The sequence below is a fragment of the Luteibacter sp. 9135 genome, from assembly GCF_000745005.1.
Classification (GTDB): domain Bacteria; phylum Pseudomonadota; class Gammaproteobacteria; order Xanthomonadales; family Rhodanobacteraceae; genus Luteibacter.
In genome coordinates, this window is record NZ_JQNB01000001.1 from 2,271,640 (window position 1) to 2,287,213 (window position 15,574).

At 63.2% G+C, this 15,574-nt stretch carries 12 protein-coding genes and 2 tRNA genes; 12 read left to right on the forward strand and 2 right to left on the reverse strand.

From position 1 onward, the window contains the following. The first annotated feature begins 211 nt into the window (after positions 1 to 211). From FA89_RS09845 to FA89_RS09870, 8 genes are all read left to right on the forward strand, one after another. The gene (locus FA89_RS09845; protein ID WP_036140446.1) at positions 212 to 2,674 is read left to right on the forward strand and encodes a TonB-dependent receptor; all 2,463 of its coding nucleotides are present in this window, start codon (positions 212 to 214) and stop codon (positions 2,672 to 2,674) included. 497 nt (positions 2,675 to 3,171) lie between these two features. Further along, on the forward strand, positions 3,172 to 6,528 hold the full coding sequence (locus FA89_RS09850) for a TonB-dependent receptor (protein WP_036140447.1): 3,357 nt from the start codon (positions 3,172 to 3,174) through the stop codon (positions 6,526 to 6,528). Between the two features lie 177 nt (positions 6,529 to 6,705). After that, positions 6,706 to 8,103 (forward strand): nucleotide 5'-monophosphate nucleosidase PpnN, encoded by a 1,398-nt coding sequence (gene ppnN, locus FA89_RS09855; RefSeq protein WP_051938659.1) that lies wholly within the window; start codon positions 6,706 to 6,708, stop codon positions 8,101 to 8,103. Between the two features lie 152 nt (positions 8,104 to 8,255). Beyond that, the gene (locus FA89_RS19620) at positions 8,256 to 8,411 is read left to right on the forward strand and encodes a DUF3309 family protein (protein ID WP_081916427.1); all 156 of its coding nucleotides are present in this window, start codon (positions 8,256 to 8,258) and stop codon (positions 8,409 to 8,411) included. Positions 8,412 to 8,461: 50 nt separating this feature from the next. After that, positions 8,462 to 8,596, forward strand: coding sequence for a hypothetical protein (locus FA89_RS20800; RefSeq protein ID WP_255349638.1), 135 nt, complete (start codon positions 8,462 to 8,464; stop codon positions 8,594 to 8,596). Between the two features lies 1 nt (position 8,597). After that, entirely contained in the window at positions 8,598 to 9,197 is a 600-nt protein-coding gene (locus FA89_RS09860) for a DNA-3-methyladenine glycosylase (RefSeq protein WP_036140448.1), read from the forward strand. A gap of 86 nt (positions 9,198 to 9,283) precedes the next feature. Continuing rightward, positions 9,284 to 9,556: a hypothetical protein gene (locus FA89_RS09865; RefSeq protein WP_036140450.1), complete on the forward strand. Its 273-nt coding sequence runs from the start codon at positions 9,284 to 9,286 to the stop codon at positions 9,554 to 9,556. 170 nt (positions 9,557 to 9,726) lie between these two features. Beyond that, the gene (locus FA89_RS09870) at positions 9,727 to 11,211 is read left to right on the forward strand and encodes a SulP family inorganic anion transporter (RefSeq protein ID WP_036140453.1); all 1,485 of its coding nucleotides are present in this window, start codon (positions 9,727 to 9,729) and stop codon (positions 11,209 to 11,211) included. A gap of 67 nt (positions 11,212 to 11,278) precedes the next feature. On the opposite strand, the gene FA89_RS09875 is transcribed toward FA89_RS09870, so the two are convergent. Both FA89_RS09875 and FA89_RS19190 read right to left on the reverse strand, forming a co-directional pair. After that, a tRNA-Asn gene (locus FA89_RS09875) sits at positions 11,279 to 11,355 on the reverse strand. Between the two features lie 47 nt (positions 11,356 to 11,402). Beyond that, positions 11,403 to 11,942, reverse strand: coding sequence for a GspH/FimT family pseudopilin (locus FA89_RS19190; RefSeq protein ID WP_051938660.1), 540 nt, complete (start codon positions 11,940 to 11,942; stop codon positions 11,403 to 11,405). 134 nt (positions 11,943 to 12,076) lie between these two features. Here FA89_RS19190 and uvrB point away from each other — a divergent pair, with 134 nt between their 5' ends. The 4 genes from uvrB to FA89_RS09900 all read left to right on the forward strand — a co-directional run bounded on the left by uvrB (position 12,077) and on the right by FA89_RS09900 (position 15,548). Beyond that, a complete protein-coding gene (gene uvrB, locus FA89_RS09885) occupies positions 12,077 to 14,101 on the forward strand; it encodes an excinuclease ABC subunit UvrB (protein ID WP_036140455.1) in 2,025 nt (674 codons plus the stop codon). Positions 14,102 to 14,177: 76 nt separating this feature from the next. Beyond that, positions 14,178 to 14,252 (forward strand) — tRNA-Val (locus FA89_RS09890). Between the two features lie 246 nt (positions 14,253 to 14,498). Beyond that, a complete protein-coding gene (locus FA89_RS09895) occupies positions 14,499 to 15,041 on the forward strand; it encodes a hypothetical protein (RefSeq protein ID WP_185754297.1) in 543 nt (180 codons plus the stop codon). Between the two features lie 87 nt (positions 15,042 to 15,128). Next, complete coding sequence (locus FA89_RS09900) at positions 15,129 to 15,548, forward strand: CopD family protein (RefSeq protein ID WP_036140459.1); 420 nt, start codon at positions 15,129 to 15,131, stop codon at positions 15,546 to 15,548. Positions 15,549 to 15,574 lie beyond the last annotated feature (26 nt).

Below are 15,574 nucleotides of genomic sequence, written 5' to 3' on the forward strand. Positions count from 1 at the left end.
TTGACCCACCTGCATTTGCGGGTCATTCGCCGTGCCCGGAGATAACGTTTTTTCTTGCGTAGAACGTAATAAATATCGGTTTGCAGATAATCGATATCAATTGCGGGAAGGGTATTAAAAGCCGATTCAAAAGAATAAATAGCTGCCTCGAAAGAGGCCGGCCACGGACGGCTTTGGCATGACCTCAACCCAGTGTTTCAGGAAAACCTCCATGATCCGCAACTCCCTCTCGGGCGCCATCGCCTTGACCCTCTTCGCGGCCGCCAGTGTCGTGTCGGCGCAGGATAGCCAGGGCACGCAGGCCGCCGAGGCGCAGCGCGTCCGCAGTGCCGCCGCCAGCACCTCGAATACCACGAACGACAACGCCACCCGCCGCGCTACCCAGCAGATGGAATCGGTGCAGGTGAAGGCGGATTCGCTGTCGCTCGGCGCGGGCCTGATGTCCGTCCAGGACGCGCCCAAGGCCGTGTCCACCGTGTCGCGCGAGGCCATCATCCGCGCCGCGCCCGGCATCAATTTCACCCAGGCGATCGACTCGATCCCCGGCGTCACGGCGTCGACCGACGACTACACGGGCCTCAACGACGGCAACGCCTCGATCCGCGGCTTCAGCCTCGACGAGATCGGCGTGACGGTGAATGGCGCCCCGATCAACGACAGCGGCAACTACAAGATCTACGCGACCGAATACGGTGACAGCGAGAACATGGGCGACGTGACCGTGCAGCCCGGGTTCCCCGAGAACGGCACGCCGATCTCCGGCGCCGCGGGCGGTTCCATCGCGTGGGTCACGGTCGATCCGTCGCACACCGCCGGTCTGGACGTCAGCCAGTCCGGCGGCGGCAACAGTTATCACCGCACGTTCTTTCGCTTGAACACCGGTGACACCGGCCCGGTCCGCTCGTGGATTTCCTATTCCAACAACGAGACCAACCTGTGGCGCGGCCGCGGCAAGGCCAAGGTCACCAAGGTCGACGAGAAAACCGTCTGGCAGATCGACGACAAGAACTCGGTCGCGTTCTCGGTGCAGTACAACCGCTTGATCAAGACCAACTACGAGTCGCTGACCAAGGCCCAGGCGGCCCAGCAATACGACCAGAGCTACCTGGGCACATACACGCCCGGCAGCACCAGCAGCAACTACTACGCGCTGCACCAGAACCCGTTCCGCAACTACCTGGCCAGCATGGACGGCGAGTTCACGCTGTCCGACAACCTGCGCCTGTCGGTGGTGCCGTATTTCCAGTACGGCTACGGCGGTGGCGGCTCGGGCAGCACCTTCACCGAGAACGCGAAGGCCAACGGCAACTACTACAGGACGGTGGCGTACGACCTCAACGGCGACGGCAAGATCGGCGGCACCCAGCTGGTCAACTCGTACAGCTACTCGACGACCTACCGGCCCGGCATCATCGCCAAGTTCAACCAGGACTTGAGCGACAGCAACAGCCTGGAATACGGGGTGTGGGCCGAGCGCCCCCGCCAGCAGCAGGGCCAGGCGTTCGTGCCCGTGGATTACGCCACCGGCGTGCCCATCGATACGTGGGCCGCCAAGGGCTCGCGCATCGCCTATCCGGACGGCACATCGCAGAAGGCTTACAGCCAGTACACCACGACCACCAATGCCAAGGCGTTCGTCACCGACAACTGGAACCCGACCGACAAGCTCACCCTTACGGGCAGCGTCGCCTATGTCTGGTCCAAGCGTGATGGCGAGGTCGCCGAATACCCGGATTCCGCCGGCGCGATCAATGCGGCCGGCAAGGTGACGGTGACGCCGACCAACATCGGCTACGGCGCCTCACCGGTGGACACGTACCACAAGTGGACGCCCACGGCGGGTGCGAAGTACCAGCTGGATGCCGAGAACCAGATCTACTTCGGGATCGGCAAGACGTTCCGTGCCCCGATCAACGGCGCGGTGCTGAGCAACGCCCTGTACGGCTACGGCACGGCCCAGGCCGGCGCGCTGCCGAACAAGCCGGAAACCTCGACCAGTGCCGACCTGGGCTGGCGCTACTACGGCGAGCGCGCGTCGCTCAGCGTCGATGCGTTCGCGGCCAACTTCAACAACAAGCAGGTTTCCGGCTACGACGAGGCCACCGGCCTGAGCGTGTATACGCAGCTGGGCAAGGTGCATAACCGCGGCATGAGTGCCGAGGGCAGCTTCAGCTTCGACCCCCAGTGGTCGGTGTACGGCAACTACACCTACTTGCAGTCGCGCATGGAGGACAACCTCGATTCCCTCGGCGACGGCATCTACAACACCCGCGGCAAGACCCTGCTCAACGCACCGCGCAACTCGGGATATGTGGAACTCAGCTACAAGAACGGGCCGTTCTGGGCCGGACTGAACGCCAAGTACCAGGGTTCCATCTGGGGCGACTGGTCGAATACGGAGCGTGTCGGCGGCTACACCACGCTGAACCTCAATGCGGGCTGGGATTTCCCGGACTTCTCGTCGACCTTCCGCAAGCCGTACATCAAGGTCAACGTGTTCAACCTCACCGATCGCAAGGCGCTGACCAATGCGAACAACACCTCGGCCTTCCTGGCGAGCAACCCCGGCAAGATCAAGGACGCCAACGGGGTGACCCTGTTCACATCGGCGCCTTACTACTCGGTGCTGGAGGAACGGACGTTCATGGTGACCTTCGGAGCCTCGTTCTTCTGAGTCTTGTCCGGTCACGGTAGGGGAGGCCCTCTCGGTCGGCCCTGCCCATGCGCATGATCTTCAGGCCCCTCCTCGCGAGGGGCCTTTTTTTGTGTCGGCCGCGCAGGTATGCGCAGTATAGGCAACACAGGCTTGCGGCCCGCCATGCCGCTCGTCGACATCGCCGGTAGGGGTGGCTCTTACAGGATCCGGTGACACGGGCGTTATCGGCAAAATATATACTTTAAAATCAATGGATTAATCGACAAAACCACCAACCGTCACGGAAGTGGTATTTATCAAACTGGCGTGAAAACGTTACAAATCTGTCATACAATGCCGTTAAAGTTGGCTTAACAACTGTCGCCACCGGTCGCAAGGATGTGAGCCGGGTCACATGAGACGACACAGCCAGCGATTTGGGGAAAGTCCAGATGCGACGCTCCACCCGGCCCCGCGCCAGGTAGACCTTCGTCTGGAAAAAATTTTCGTATGCAAGCCACAGGGTCGACCACTAGATGAATAGCCGCATCCGCGCCAAACTCCTGCCGCTGGCGATCGCCTCGCTGCTGACGGCACCTGCGTTCGCGCAGGAAACCTCGTCCACGATCAGCGGCCGCGTCCTCGACGCCGCCGGCCAGCCGGTGGCCAATGCCACCGTCGTGATCGTGCATGAGCCGTCGGGCACGACGAAGACCACCACCACCGATGCCAGCGGCCGTTACTCGGCCCAGGGCCTGCGCGTCGGCGGTCCGTTCGACGTGACCGCGACCAAGGATGGCGCCCCGTCGGCTCGCCAGGACAACGTCTACCTGCAGCTGGGCGCGGACACCGCGGTCAACCTGAGCTCCGGCGCCGCCGCCAATGCCGCCGATGCCACCGCGCTGAATGCGGTCACCGTGTCGGCCGTCTCCGGCCAGTTCTCGTCGGAGAACAAGGGCCTGGGCACTACCATTTCGCAGGCGCAGCTGAAGGCCACGCCGGCCCCGAGCCGCAACATCGCGGACATCGCCCGTCTCGACCCGCGCGTCAACGTCGACCACGGCACCGGCGCGATCTCGGCCAACGGCCAGAATGCCCGTATGAACAGCATCAAGGTCGACGGCCTGGGCGTCGGCGACCCGTTCGGCCTGAACGGCACGGGCATGCCGACCGTCGGCTCGCCGGTCTCGATGGATACGATCGATTCGTTCAACATTTCGACGGCTAATTACGATGTCAGCTCCGACACGATCGGCGCGGATATCAATGCCGTCACCAAGTCGGGTACGAACGAGTTCCATGGTTCGGCTTACTACGGCTTCAAGAACGCCAGCAGCATGGTCGGCAAGGCCGGCTGGCTCGACCAGGGCCGTGACTACACCGAGTTCGATCGTAACTGGGTGGCTGGCGCGACTGTCGGCGGTCCGATCATCAAGGACAAGCTGTTCTTCTTCGCCGGTTACGAGAAGGAAGAAGTGACCGGCCTGAGCTCGGGCGCCGTGAACGGCCTCGATCCTTCGCTGACCACCTCGACGGTCAACAAGATCTCGCCGGCCGATCTTCAGCGCATCATCAACGGCGCGAACGCTCTCGGCATCGTGCCGGGCAGCACCGGTGCCAACGCCGGCACGCTGACCGACAAGCGCTACATCGCCAAGCTGGACTGGAACATCACGGACGGCCACCGCATGAACCTTGCGTACTCGCGTACCAAGGAAGTGAAGCCCAATCCGCAGGGTAACGGCACGTCGTCCGTCGGCCTGTCGAGCTACTGGTACACCGTCAATTCCGACATCAAGAACTACACGCTGCAGTCGTTCGACGACTGGAACGACATCTTCTCGTCGGAAACCAAGATCGGTTACAGCGATTATTCGCTGAACCGTTCGGTCGATACGCAGCAGCCGATGCTGACCGTTCGCGCGAACAACACGGCCTTCGGCACCAGCGCCACCGGCCCGACCGTCAACCTCGGCGAAGACCAGTTCAGCCATTACAACGTGGCTTCGGTGAAGACGCTCAACGCCATGTGGGCCGGCACCCTCTACCTCGGCGACCACACCATCAAGGGTGGCTTCGAGTGGGAGCGTAACCGTATCTACAACCTGTTCGGTCGTACCCAGTTCGGTTCGTACACCTTCGGCAACGACGGCGTTAACAACATTGGCCGGGGTCTGTACAGCAACTATTCGCTATACCAGCCGGCCGCGGGTTACTCGCTGGACGATATCGCCGCCCAGTGGGAGCTGCGTCGTCACACCTTCTTCCTGCAGGACACCTGGCAGGCATCGGACAACCTGTCGGTGCAGTTCGGTTTCCGCGTCAACAAGTACCTGACCGACGACAAGCCGCTGTACAACGCGACGTTCCAGTCGAAGTACGGCTTCAGCAATGCCAACACGATCAATGGTAGCCAGCTGGTCGAGCCGCGCCTGTCGTTCAACTACACCTTCGACAGCGAGTACAAGACGCAGCTGCGCGGTGGCGTTGGCCTGTTCCAGTCCGATCCCCCGACCGTGTGGATGACCAACCCGTACCAGAACAACGGTATCAACGTCGCCACGTACTCTTACGACCGCCAGGCAAACGGCAGCTGCGTGCTGGGCGGGACACCGGTTGCCTGCCCGCTGTTCAGTCCCAATCCGCTCAACCAGCCCACCACGGGCGCCGGGACCATTCCGCAGCAGGCTGTCGATACGGTCGACAAGAACTTCAAGCTGCCGAGCGTGTGGAAGTCCTCGATCGCCTTCGATCGTGAACTGCCGTGGCAGGGCATCATCGCCAGCATCGAGTACCAGCACCTCGACGTGCAGGACGGCATCCTCTACCAGAACCTGAATCTTGGCGGTCCCACCGGCATCATGCCGGACGGTCGCTACACGTATAACGGCTGCATCGGTGGCTCGATCCCGGTCGGTGGCCCGACGGGGGTCACCTGTACGGGTGCGAACCTCACCGGTTCCAGCACGGCCGGCACGCTTGCTCGCGCTCGCCGCGACAACCGCTTCGCCCAGGGTGTCACCTACCTGACCAACACCTCGAAGGGTGGGGCTGACACCGTCACGCTGTCGTTCTCGAAGCCGATGGCGGATGGCTGGTCGTGGAGCGTCGCGGCCACCGGCGGTCATTCGACCGAAGTGAACCCGGGCACCTCGAGCCAGGCCACGTCGAACTATTCGAACAGTGCCTGGACCAACCCGAACGAAGATGTCGCATCCACGGCCAATACGAACATCGCGAAGCGCCTGAACGCCTCGCTTACGTGGCAGCACAACTTCTTCGGCGACTACGCCACGACGATCAGCGCGTTCTATGACGGTCACTCCGGCGTGCCGTACAGCTGGATCTTCGGCAACGATTCGAACGGCGACAGCTACTCGAAGGACCTGGCGTACATCCCGACCCGCAATGACGGCACCGTGTTCCGCAATGCCGCCGGTACGGCAGCGGCCTCGCAGCAGCTGGTGAACCAGTTCTACGACTACATCAATGGTGACAGCTACCTGCGCAAGCAGCAGGGCAAGATTGCCAAGCGTAACGGTGCCACGTCCGCCTGGGTCAACCAGATCGACCTGAGCATGAGCCAGGAAATTCCCGGCATCTTCAAGGGCAACAAGGGCGAGATCCGCCTGGACGTGTACAACTTCCTGAACCTCGTGAACAAGAAGTGGGGCCAGCAGTCGTATGTCGGCTTCCCGTACACCCGTACCCTGGCCAACTTCGGTGGCGTCAACGCGCAGGGCGAGTACATCTACAACCTGCCGACGGATGCCAACGGCAACTTCCAGCCGGGCCTGAAGGGCATCTACGACGCCCCGACCGACAACAGCGCGACCAAGATCAACCCGGTCTCGCGTTGGTCCGCCATGCTGACGGTTCGCTACACGTTCTAAGCGAAGGATTCGCTGTTTTATCCGAAGGCCGGCATCCGTGAGGGTGCCGGCCTTCTTTTTGCCACGGCCGGCGCCGGTCTTGACCCCCCGGCGCCGTCCGCGTGATCCTAGGCGGTCCGCTCCCGATCCGGAGCGGGGTTCGCCGCTAATCCGCGGTCGTAAAGGACGAGTAACTCCATGAATGCCATCCATTTCGGGGACCCGGTCAACGGCAAGACCGTGAGTGCCCGCGTATCGCCGGCCGGCGGCCTCGACATCCTCTCCCGCAACGAAGTGGCGCGCCTGCGCGACGCCAGCGGGTCGGGCCTGCACCAGTTGCTGCGCCGTTGCGCGCTGGCGGTGCTGACCTCGGGCAACCTCTCGGACGATCCCGGCACGCTGTTCGAGCAATATCCCGATTTCGACATCCAGGTGCTGCAGGAAGATCGCGGCATCAAGATCGAACTGAAGAATGCACCGGAGCAGGCCTTCGTCGACGGCCGCATCATCCGCGGCATCAATGAACTGCTGGTCGCAGTGGTGCGTGACATCGTCTACGTATCCACCCAGCTGGAAGCCGGCGCCTTCGATCTCGACGACACCGTGGGCATCACGCACGCCGTGTTCGAGATCCTGCGCAATTCCCGCATCCTGCGTCCGCAGGTGGACCCCAACCTGGTGGTCTGCTGGGGTGGTCATTCCATCTCTCGCGACGAATACGAGTACACCAAGCGGGTCGGTTACCAGCTCGGCCTGCGTGGCCTGGATATCTGCACGGGGTGTGGCCCGGGTGCGATGAAGGGCCCCATGAAGGGCGCGACCATCGCCCACGCCAAGCAGCGTCGCAAGGGCAATCGCTATATCGGTGTGACCGAGCCGGGCATCATCGCCGCGGAGTCGCCCAACCCGATCGTCAACAACCTGGTCATCATGCCGGACATCGAGAAGCGTCTCGAGGCGTTCGTGCGGCTGGGCCACGGCATCATCGTCTTCCCAGGCGGCGTCGGCACTGCGGAAGAAATCCTCTACATGCTCGGCATCCTGCTGTTGCCGAAGAACAAGGGCATTCCGTTCCCGTTGATCTTCACCGGGCCGCAGCAGTCGGCCGCGTACTTCGAGCAGATCGACCGTTTCCTCCGCCTGACGCTCGGCGACGACGTAGCCAAACACTACAAGATCATCGTCGACGATCCGGCGGCGGTCGCGCACGCCATGGTCGCGGGCATCGAGAAGGTGCGCAATCACCGGCTCGACAACAAGGATGCCTTCTTCTTCAACTGGGCCCTGGACATCCCGCTGCCGTTCCAGCAGCCGTTCCGTCCCACGCACGAAGCCATGGCCGGCCTGGCGCTGCATCGCGATCGCCCGAAGCACGAACTGGCGGCCGATCTTCGCCGTGCGTTCTCGGGCATCGTTGCCGGCAACGTCAAGGAGGAGGGCGTGCGCGCCATCGAACAGTCCGGCCCGTTCGTGATCGACGGCGAGCCGGAGATCATGCGCGCCCTCGACGAGATGCTGAAAGCCTTCGTTGCGCAACACCGCATGAAGCTGCCCGGCGGCACGGCGTACGAGCCGTGCTACGTGGTGCGTACCTGAGCAGCTTACTTAAGTAATGGCGGCCGGATCGGGTAGCCCGGTCCGGCTCGCCATTAGCTGAACGCCACGCGCAAACACGCACGATGCGTCACACCGTCTAGACGGCTCCACAAGCGAGGATGGCGCCCACGCATCCCGTCCGGAGAGTTTCCATGCTCGTCACCATCCTGCTCGTCATCCTCGTCCTCGCGCTCATCGGCGGCCTGCCCACCTGGGGCTATTCCAGCTCGTGGGGTTACGGTCCCAGCGGCGGTATCGGCGTGGTCCTCGCCATCGTGCTGATCTGCTGGCTGCTCGGCGTATTCTGATTTATCCACGTTCCCGGTGACGCTCAGGCGCACCGGGAATGGAGCCCACCATGACCCGACCGCATCGTCCCGTTCCCGCGACCGACAAGGTGCCGACAGGCACCGAGCCCGTGCCTCTCGACGAGTCGCCAGTGAATCGACCCGGCCCCGATCCGGACACCGACGGCGATCCCGTGGAGACCTGAGTTGGCGCGTGTTGAATGGCCGGGCGATATCGTTCCCCGCAGCTTCTTTCATCGCGACGCGCGCGATGTGGCCCCGCAGCTGCTGAACAAGTTGCTGGCATCGGCTGACGGACGGGTAGGGCGCATCGTGGAAGTCGAGGCTTATGTCGGCGCCATCGATCCTGCCGCACACACGTTCCGTGGCAAGACCAAACGCAATGCGGTGATGTTCGGGCCTCCCGGGCACATGTATGTGTACTTTACCTACGGCATGCACTGGTGTGCGAACACGGTGTGCGGTCACGAAGGCGAAGGTTCCGGCGTCCTCATGCGCGCGCTGGAACCTGTCGCGGGTATCGAAACGATGCGTGCAGCACGGCCACGTATCCGGAAAGACCGCGATCTGTGCAGCGGTCCGGCCCGGCTGACCCAGGCCATGGGTATCACAGGCGCACAGAATGGCATCGACCTGGTGCGGGCGCGGGATGGCTACACCATCCTTGATGACGGCATGCCGCCCCCCGATGAGGTGGTCGGCTCCGCGCGTATCGGCATCCGGGAAGGCACCGACCTCCTGTGGCGATGGTTCGTGGCAGGCAATCCCCACGTCTCACGCGCCTGAGTCCCGTGTGCTTCGCGGGGAGGGCAGATTGGCTTTACCGTTCCATGTGGCATAACCTCTCGCGCATACCCGACATGGAGGCTCGCATGAAGCGCATCGTCACCGCTTTTGTTCTTACCGCCCTTTCCGTTGGCTTCGCCTCCGCGGATACCTATCGCTTCGGCTCCCAGGTCGTGACCACGGGCGACAGCGAAGGCCGCCTCCGCCAGATCGCCGGCAAGCCCGATCGTGAAACGCCGATCGAAACACCGCGTGGCGGCCTGGAGGGGTATCGGCTGGAGTATTTCGATCACGGTAAATCCGTGCAGATCGAGATCGTCGACGGGCGCATTCGCTCGATCACGCAACTGCAAAACTGACTCGCGAACGTCGATGGGTTATCATCGACCTCTCAACCCCATGTCCTGGATTCCCCCGGTGCTTACGCCACCCTGATCGTCACCCTTGTGTTCACAGGCTGCGGTAGCTACCGCAGGACGATCGCGTGTCGGTTCCTTACCGACCGCCTATCCGTTTACCAGGACAATTCATGAATACCTCTACTCGTTGGAGCCAGCAGTGGTTCTTCAACGTGCGTGGCGACGTGCTCTCGGGCCTTGTCGTCGCGCTCGCGCTCATTCCCGAAGCCATCGCGTTTTCCGTCATCGCCGGCGTGGACCCCAAGGTGGGTCTCTACGCATCGTTCTCGATGGCGGTGGTAATCGCTTTCACGGGCGGCCGGCCCGCCATGATTTCCGCCGCCACCGGGGCGATGGCCCTGCTGATGGTGAGTATGGTCAAGACCCATGGCTTGCAGTACCTGCTGCTGACGACCATCGCGACGGGCCTGTTCCAGGTGCTGGCAGGCGCGCTACGGCTCGGCGGCCTCATGCGTTTCGTTTCGCGGTCCGTGGTCACCGGCTTCGTCAACGCATTGGCCATCCTTATCTTCATGGCGCAATTGCCCGAGCTTATCGGCGTATCGTGGATGGTCTATCCGATGACCGCCGGCGCGCTGGCTATCATCTACCTGTTTCCCTACGTCACGCGCGCTGTGCCATCGCCATTGGTGGCCATCGTGGTGATGACGGTCATCGCCATCGTCTTCCGCATCGATATCCATCGTGTAGGCGACATGGGCGCATTGCCCGATTCGCTGCCGCATTTCCTGCTGCCGGACGTGCCGCTGAACTGGGAGACCGCGAAGATCGTGTTGCCCACGGCGGCGACGCTGGCGGTGGTGGGGCTACTCGAATCGATGATGACCTTGCAGATCGTCAACGACATGACCGATACGCGGTCGGACAAGAACCGCGAGTGCATGGGGCAGGGCTTCGCCAATATCGCGACCGGCTTCATCGGTGGCATGGCGGGCTGCGCCATGATCGGCCAGTCGGTCATCAACGTACGCTCCGGCGGTCGCGGCCGGCTATCGACGCTTGTGGCCGGCGTGGTGCTGCTGATGCTGGTGGTGTTCGGCGCACCGTGGGTCAGTCAGATCCCCATGGCGGCCCTGGTGGCGGTGATGATCATGGTCTCGCTCAGCACGTTCAACTGGCGATCCCTCGCGGCGCTACGCATGCACCCCACGTCCTCCAGCATCGTCATGCTGGGCACGGTCGTGGTGACCGTCTGGACGCATGACCTCGCACGTGGCGTGTTGACCGGCGTGATCCTCTCCGCGGTGTTCTTTGCCCGCAAGGTCGGTCGCATGCTCGACGTGGACAGCTCCCTCTCCGAGGAAGGCGTGCGCACCTATGTCGTCTCCGGCCAGGTGTTCTTTGCATCGGCGGATACGTTCGGTGACTTCTTCGACGTGAAGGAAGAGGACCTGAGCGGCGTGGTGATCGATGTCACCGCGGCCCATTTCTGGGACCTGACCGCGATCGGCGCGCTGGATCGCGTGGTACTCAAGTTCCGCCAGGCAGGCGTCACGGTGGACGTCGTGGGCCTGAACGCCGCTAGCCACGAACTGGTGCAGCGCCTGGGTACCCACCACCGGGAAGGCGCCTCACTGGATACCGGCGCTCACTGAGTGTATGGATGGGCGGGTTACCGCCCAAAAGAAAAGGGCCTGCATCGCTGCAGACCCTTTCAAAACCTGGCGCCCGAAGTTGGACTCGAACCAACGACCCCCTGATTAACAGTCAAGTGCTCTAACCGGCTGAGCTATTCGGGCGGGGAGCCACGTATTGTGTTGATGTCGATGGGGGCTGTCAAGCGGCTCTAGGCATTTTTTGCGCGGTGCCGGGCACACGCCGCCGCGATGTCGGCAGGGGCTGTTTCGCGACGGATACGGCCCGACCGCGCCAACACGATGCTGACAGCCGTATGGGCTTTGCCCCGAAGGCACAGGCTGATCCGCTGGTTATCGTGGTTGGCGGTGCCATCGGCCTGGAAGTTCACCGCGGATCGCCCGGCCGAGTGAACGATGTTGATGGCGCGGGGCACGGTATCCGACACATCGAACAGGGCTTTGGCCTGTTGGTCGCGGGCGATCCAGCCCAGGCTCCAGTCGACGGTTGCGGAGCACAGCCGTCCGTCTTCGCTGGGGCACACATAAGTAGGGTGGCCTCGGCGAATTGCCGTGGCGCGGGCCTTGTTCAGCGATGTGAAGAGTGCTTCCCCGGTGGCTTTCAACTGATATCGGGCCAGTGTCCCGGCAAGGGCCGGCAGGGCCATCAGCACCAGCATGCCGGTGATGACCAGGGTGGCGGTCAGGTCGGGCAGGGTGAAGCCGCCTGGGAGCCGTTGGCGTGTGGGCATGGGGGAGCGACCGGGGCAGGAAAGTCCTCGACCATCCTGACTCGGGCGAGCGCCATCCACTGTCGGGTTGGGACCTCACGCCCTGTAGGCGGCCGCCGTTTAAAATCGTCCTTTCAGCCAGCATATGGTCAACCATGACCGATCGCTTCCAGCTCGTTTCGCCCTACAAGCCCGCCGGTGACCAGTCGGAGGCCATTCGCCGCCTGAGCGAGGGCTTCGAATCCGGCCTGGCCGCCCAGACCCTGCTCGGGGTAACCGGGTCCGGAAAGACCTTCACCATCGCCAACGTGGTGGAGCAGATCCAGAAGCCGACCATCGTGCTGGCGCCGAACAAGACGCTGGCCGCGCAGCTCTACGGCGAATTCAAGGAGTTTTTTCCGCACAACGCGGTGGAATACTTCGTCAGCTACTACGACTACTACCAGCCGGAAGCCTACGTGGTGGCCTCGGATACCTTCATCGAGAAGGATTCCAGCATCAACGATCACATCGAGCAGATGCGTCTCGCGGCCACCAAGGCGCTGTTGTCGCGGCGCGACTCCCTGATCGTGGCCACCGTATCCGCGATCTACGGACTGGGTGATCCGGAGGACTACATGAGCCTCCGCCTTATCCTGTCGCGCGGGGAGCATATCCAGCAGCGCGCGCTGATCCGTCAGCTGACCGAACTGCAGTACGTGCGCAACGAAATGGATCTGCGGCGCGGTACGTACCGCGTACGTGGCGAAGTGGTCGATGTGTTCCCGGCGGAGTCGGAGTCCGAGGCGCTGCGCATCGAGCTGTTCGACGGGGAAGTGGAAAACCTTTCGCTGTTCGATCCGCTCACTGGCGAAGTGCTGCGCAAGGTGCCCCGCTACACCGTGTACCCGAAAACCCACTACGCCAGCACGCGCCAGAGCGTTCTCAACGCGATGGAGACGATCAAGGTCGAGCTGTCGGAACGGCTGGAGCAGCTGTACCGGGACAACAAGCTCGTCGAGGCGCAGCGCCTGGAGCAGCGCACCCGTTTCGACCTGGAAATGATGGCGGAGGTGGGGTTCTGCCAGGGCATCGAGAATTATTCGCGGCACATGACCCGCCGCGGCCCGGGCGAGCCGCCGCCGACGCTTTTCGACTACCTGCCGCCGGACGCATTGATGGTGGTGGACGAGTCGCACGTGACCGTTCCCCAGCTGGGCGCCATGTACAAGGGTGACCGTTCGCGCAAGGAGACACTGGTGGAATTTGGTTTCCGCCTGCCGTCGGCCATGGACAACCGTCCCCTTCGCTTCGAGGAATGGGAGCGCCGTGCGCCACGTGCGATCTACGTGTCGGCCACGCCGGCGAAGTACGAACTCGAGCGTTCCATCGACAACGTGGTCGAGCTGGTCGTGCGTCCCACGGGCCTGATCGATCCCGAGGTGGAGGTGCGGCCGGTGCGTACCCAGGTCGACGATCTGCTAGGCGAGATCCACAAGCGCGTGGCGATAGGCGACCGCGTGCTGGTCACTACACTTACAAAGCGCATGGCGGAGAACCTGACGGATTACCTGTCCGAGCACGACGTGCGGGTACGCTACCTGCATGCGGACATCGACACGGTGGAGCGTACGGAGATCATCCGCGACCTGCGGCTGGGCGAATTCGACGTGCTGGTGGGTATCAACCTGCTGCGCGAGGGCCTGGACATGCCCGAGGTGTCGCTGGTGGCCATCCTCGATGCGGACAAGGAGGGGTTCTTGCGCTCCACGCGCTCCCTGATCCAGACCATTGGCCGCGCCGCCCGAAACGTACGTGGCAAGGCGATCCTGTACGGCGACACCATTACCGGCTCCATGAAGGACGCCATGGACGAGACGGCGCGACGCCGCGAGAAGCAGGTCGAGTACAACACGCTCCATGGCATCACGCCCACCACGGTCGTGCGTCGCATTGCGGACATCATGGAAGGCGCCCGCGCCGACGTGGGTTCCCGCGGGGGCAAGGGGCGCAAGGGCAAGGAAGCGAAGAAGGCTCAGGAAGAGCAGGCCGATTACGGCTCCCTGACCCCGGAGCAGGTCGGCTCCACGATCAAGAAGCTGGAGACGCGCATGTACAAGCACGCCCAGAACCTCGAGTTCGAGGAGGCGGGCAAGCTCCGCGACGAGATCCACCGGCTGCGGGACCGGGCCCTGCGCTGACACGGGCCGGCCCGGAAAAAAATCCGGCCGGGCTCTTGCAGCGGGGATCGGGCGCCGGTAAACTGCGCAGCTCTTCGGGCGGTTAGCTCAGCGGTAGAGCACTACCTTGACATGGTAGGGGTCACAAGTTCGATCCTTGTACCGCCCACCACTTTCCCTCACCGGGCGGTGGCACGAAGAAGCTGAAAAAAGGAGCCTGCGGCTCCTTTTTTTGTGCCCGGCATTTGGACGACATCCAGAGCGATCACCACTTACGCTTGATGATGATCGGCGACCCGGTGCAAGCAGGGCGCGCGCTTGCCAGACTGGAGGCCCTGACGCGAATCGGTCCGGATTCTCACGACCCATCGCCTCGCGTCCCGGCACACTGAGGAGGATCAGCGCGATGGAGTACGTCATGAAGAAGACGCGATACCCGGGACCAGGCCGGCCCGCGGGCTACGCCGGCTGCGTGCATCCCTCAGGTGCCGACCTGGCGGGCATCCTCGGCGGTATGCAGGAGCGATTGGGCCGGCTCGACGAGCGCACGGCCAGTATGAGTGTGCTCCTTGACCGGATGATGCAGTGTCAGGACGCAAACGGTGCCCGTTTGGCGGCGGCAGAGGTCCGTACGGAGCAGCGTTTTTCGGAGGTGGAGCAGCGTTTTGCCGACGCTGAAGCCAGGTCGGAGCAGCGCGTAATCGCATCGGAAGCGCGATCCGATCAGCGTCTTGCGGCAACCGAAGCCCGACTCGTAAAGCGTCTGGATGCGAGCGACGAGCATGCCACGGCCGAAACAGCGCGCCTCGGCTTGCGACTGGATGGCGTGGAAACCAGGCTGGAACAGCTGATCGCCTGGAAACACCGCGTCGTGGGTGCGGTGGTGGCCGCCGGCGTGGCCGGTGGTGTTGCAAGCGTCGTGGCCGATGCCGCGTTTCGTCTGCTGGGCATCTCGCGGTAGCCGCCATGAGGCCGCATGGTGGCCCAAGGTCCGCCAGCGTGCCGCAGAGTCGCTACACTCAGTGCTTTCCCGGTGGAGCGATATCCCGTGGGTTACCTGCTGATCAAGTCCCTGCACATCGTCTTCGTCATCGCCTGGATGGCAGCGGTCTTTTACCTGCCGCGGATACTGATCAATATCGTGGAAGCTGGCAACGAGGCCGCGGTCCGCGCACGGCTGATCCTGATGGGTCGTCGTCTCTACCGGTTCGGGCACATCATGTTCGGGGTGGCGCTCGTTTTCGGTCTGGTCCTCTGGCTCTATTTCCACATCGCCGGCGGTTGGCTGCACGTGAAGCTGGCACTGGTTGCCGCGATGCTCGCCTACTACATCTGGACGGGCCGCCTGCTGAAACGCAGCGAGGCAGGCGGTTCGCTGCCGTCGTCCAAGGCCCTGCGGCTTTGCAACGAGTTGCCGGTACTGGTCCTGCTGGCCATCGTCTATCTCGTTGTCGGGAAGCCGTTCTGACGTCTCGATCCGTGCGACATGGGGCC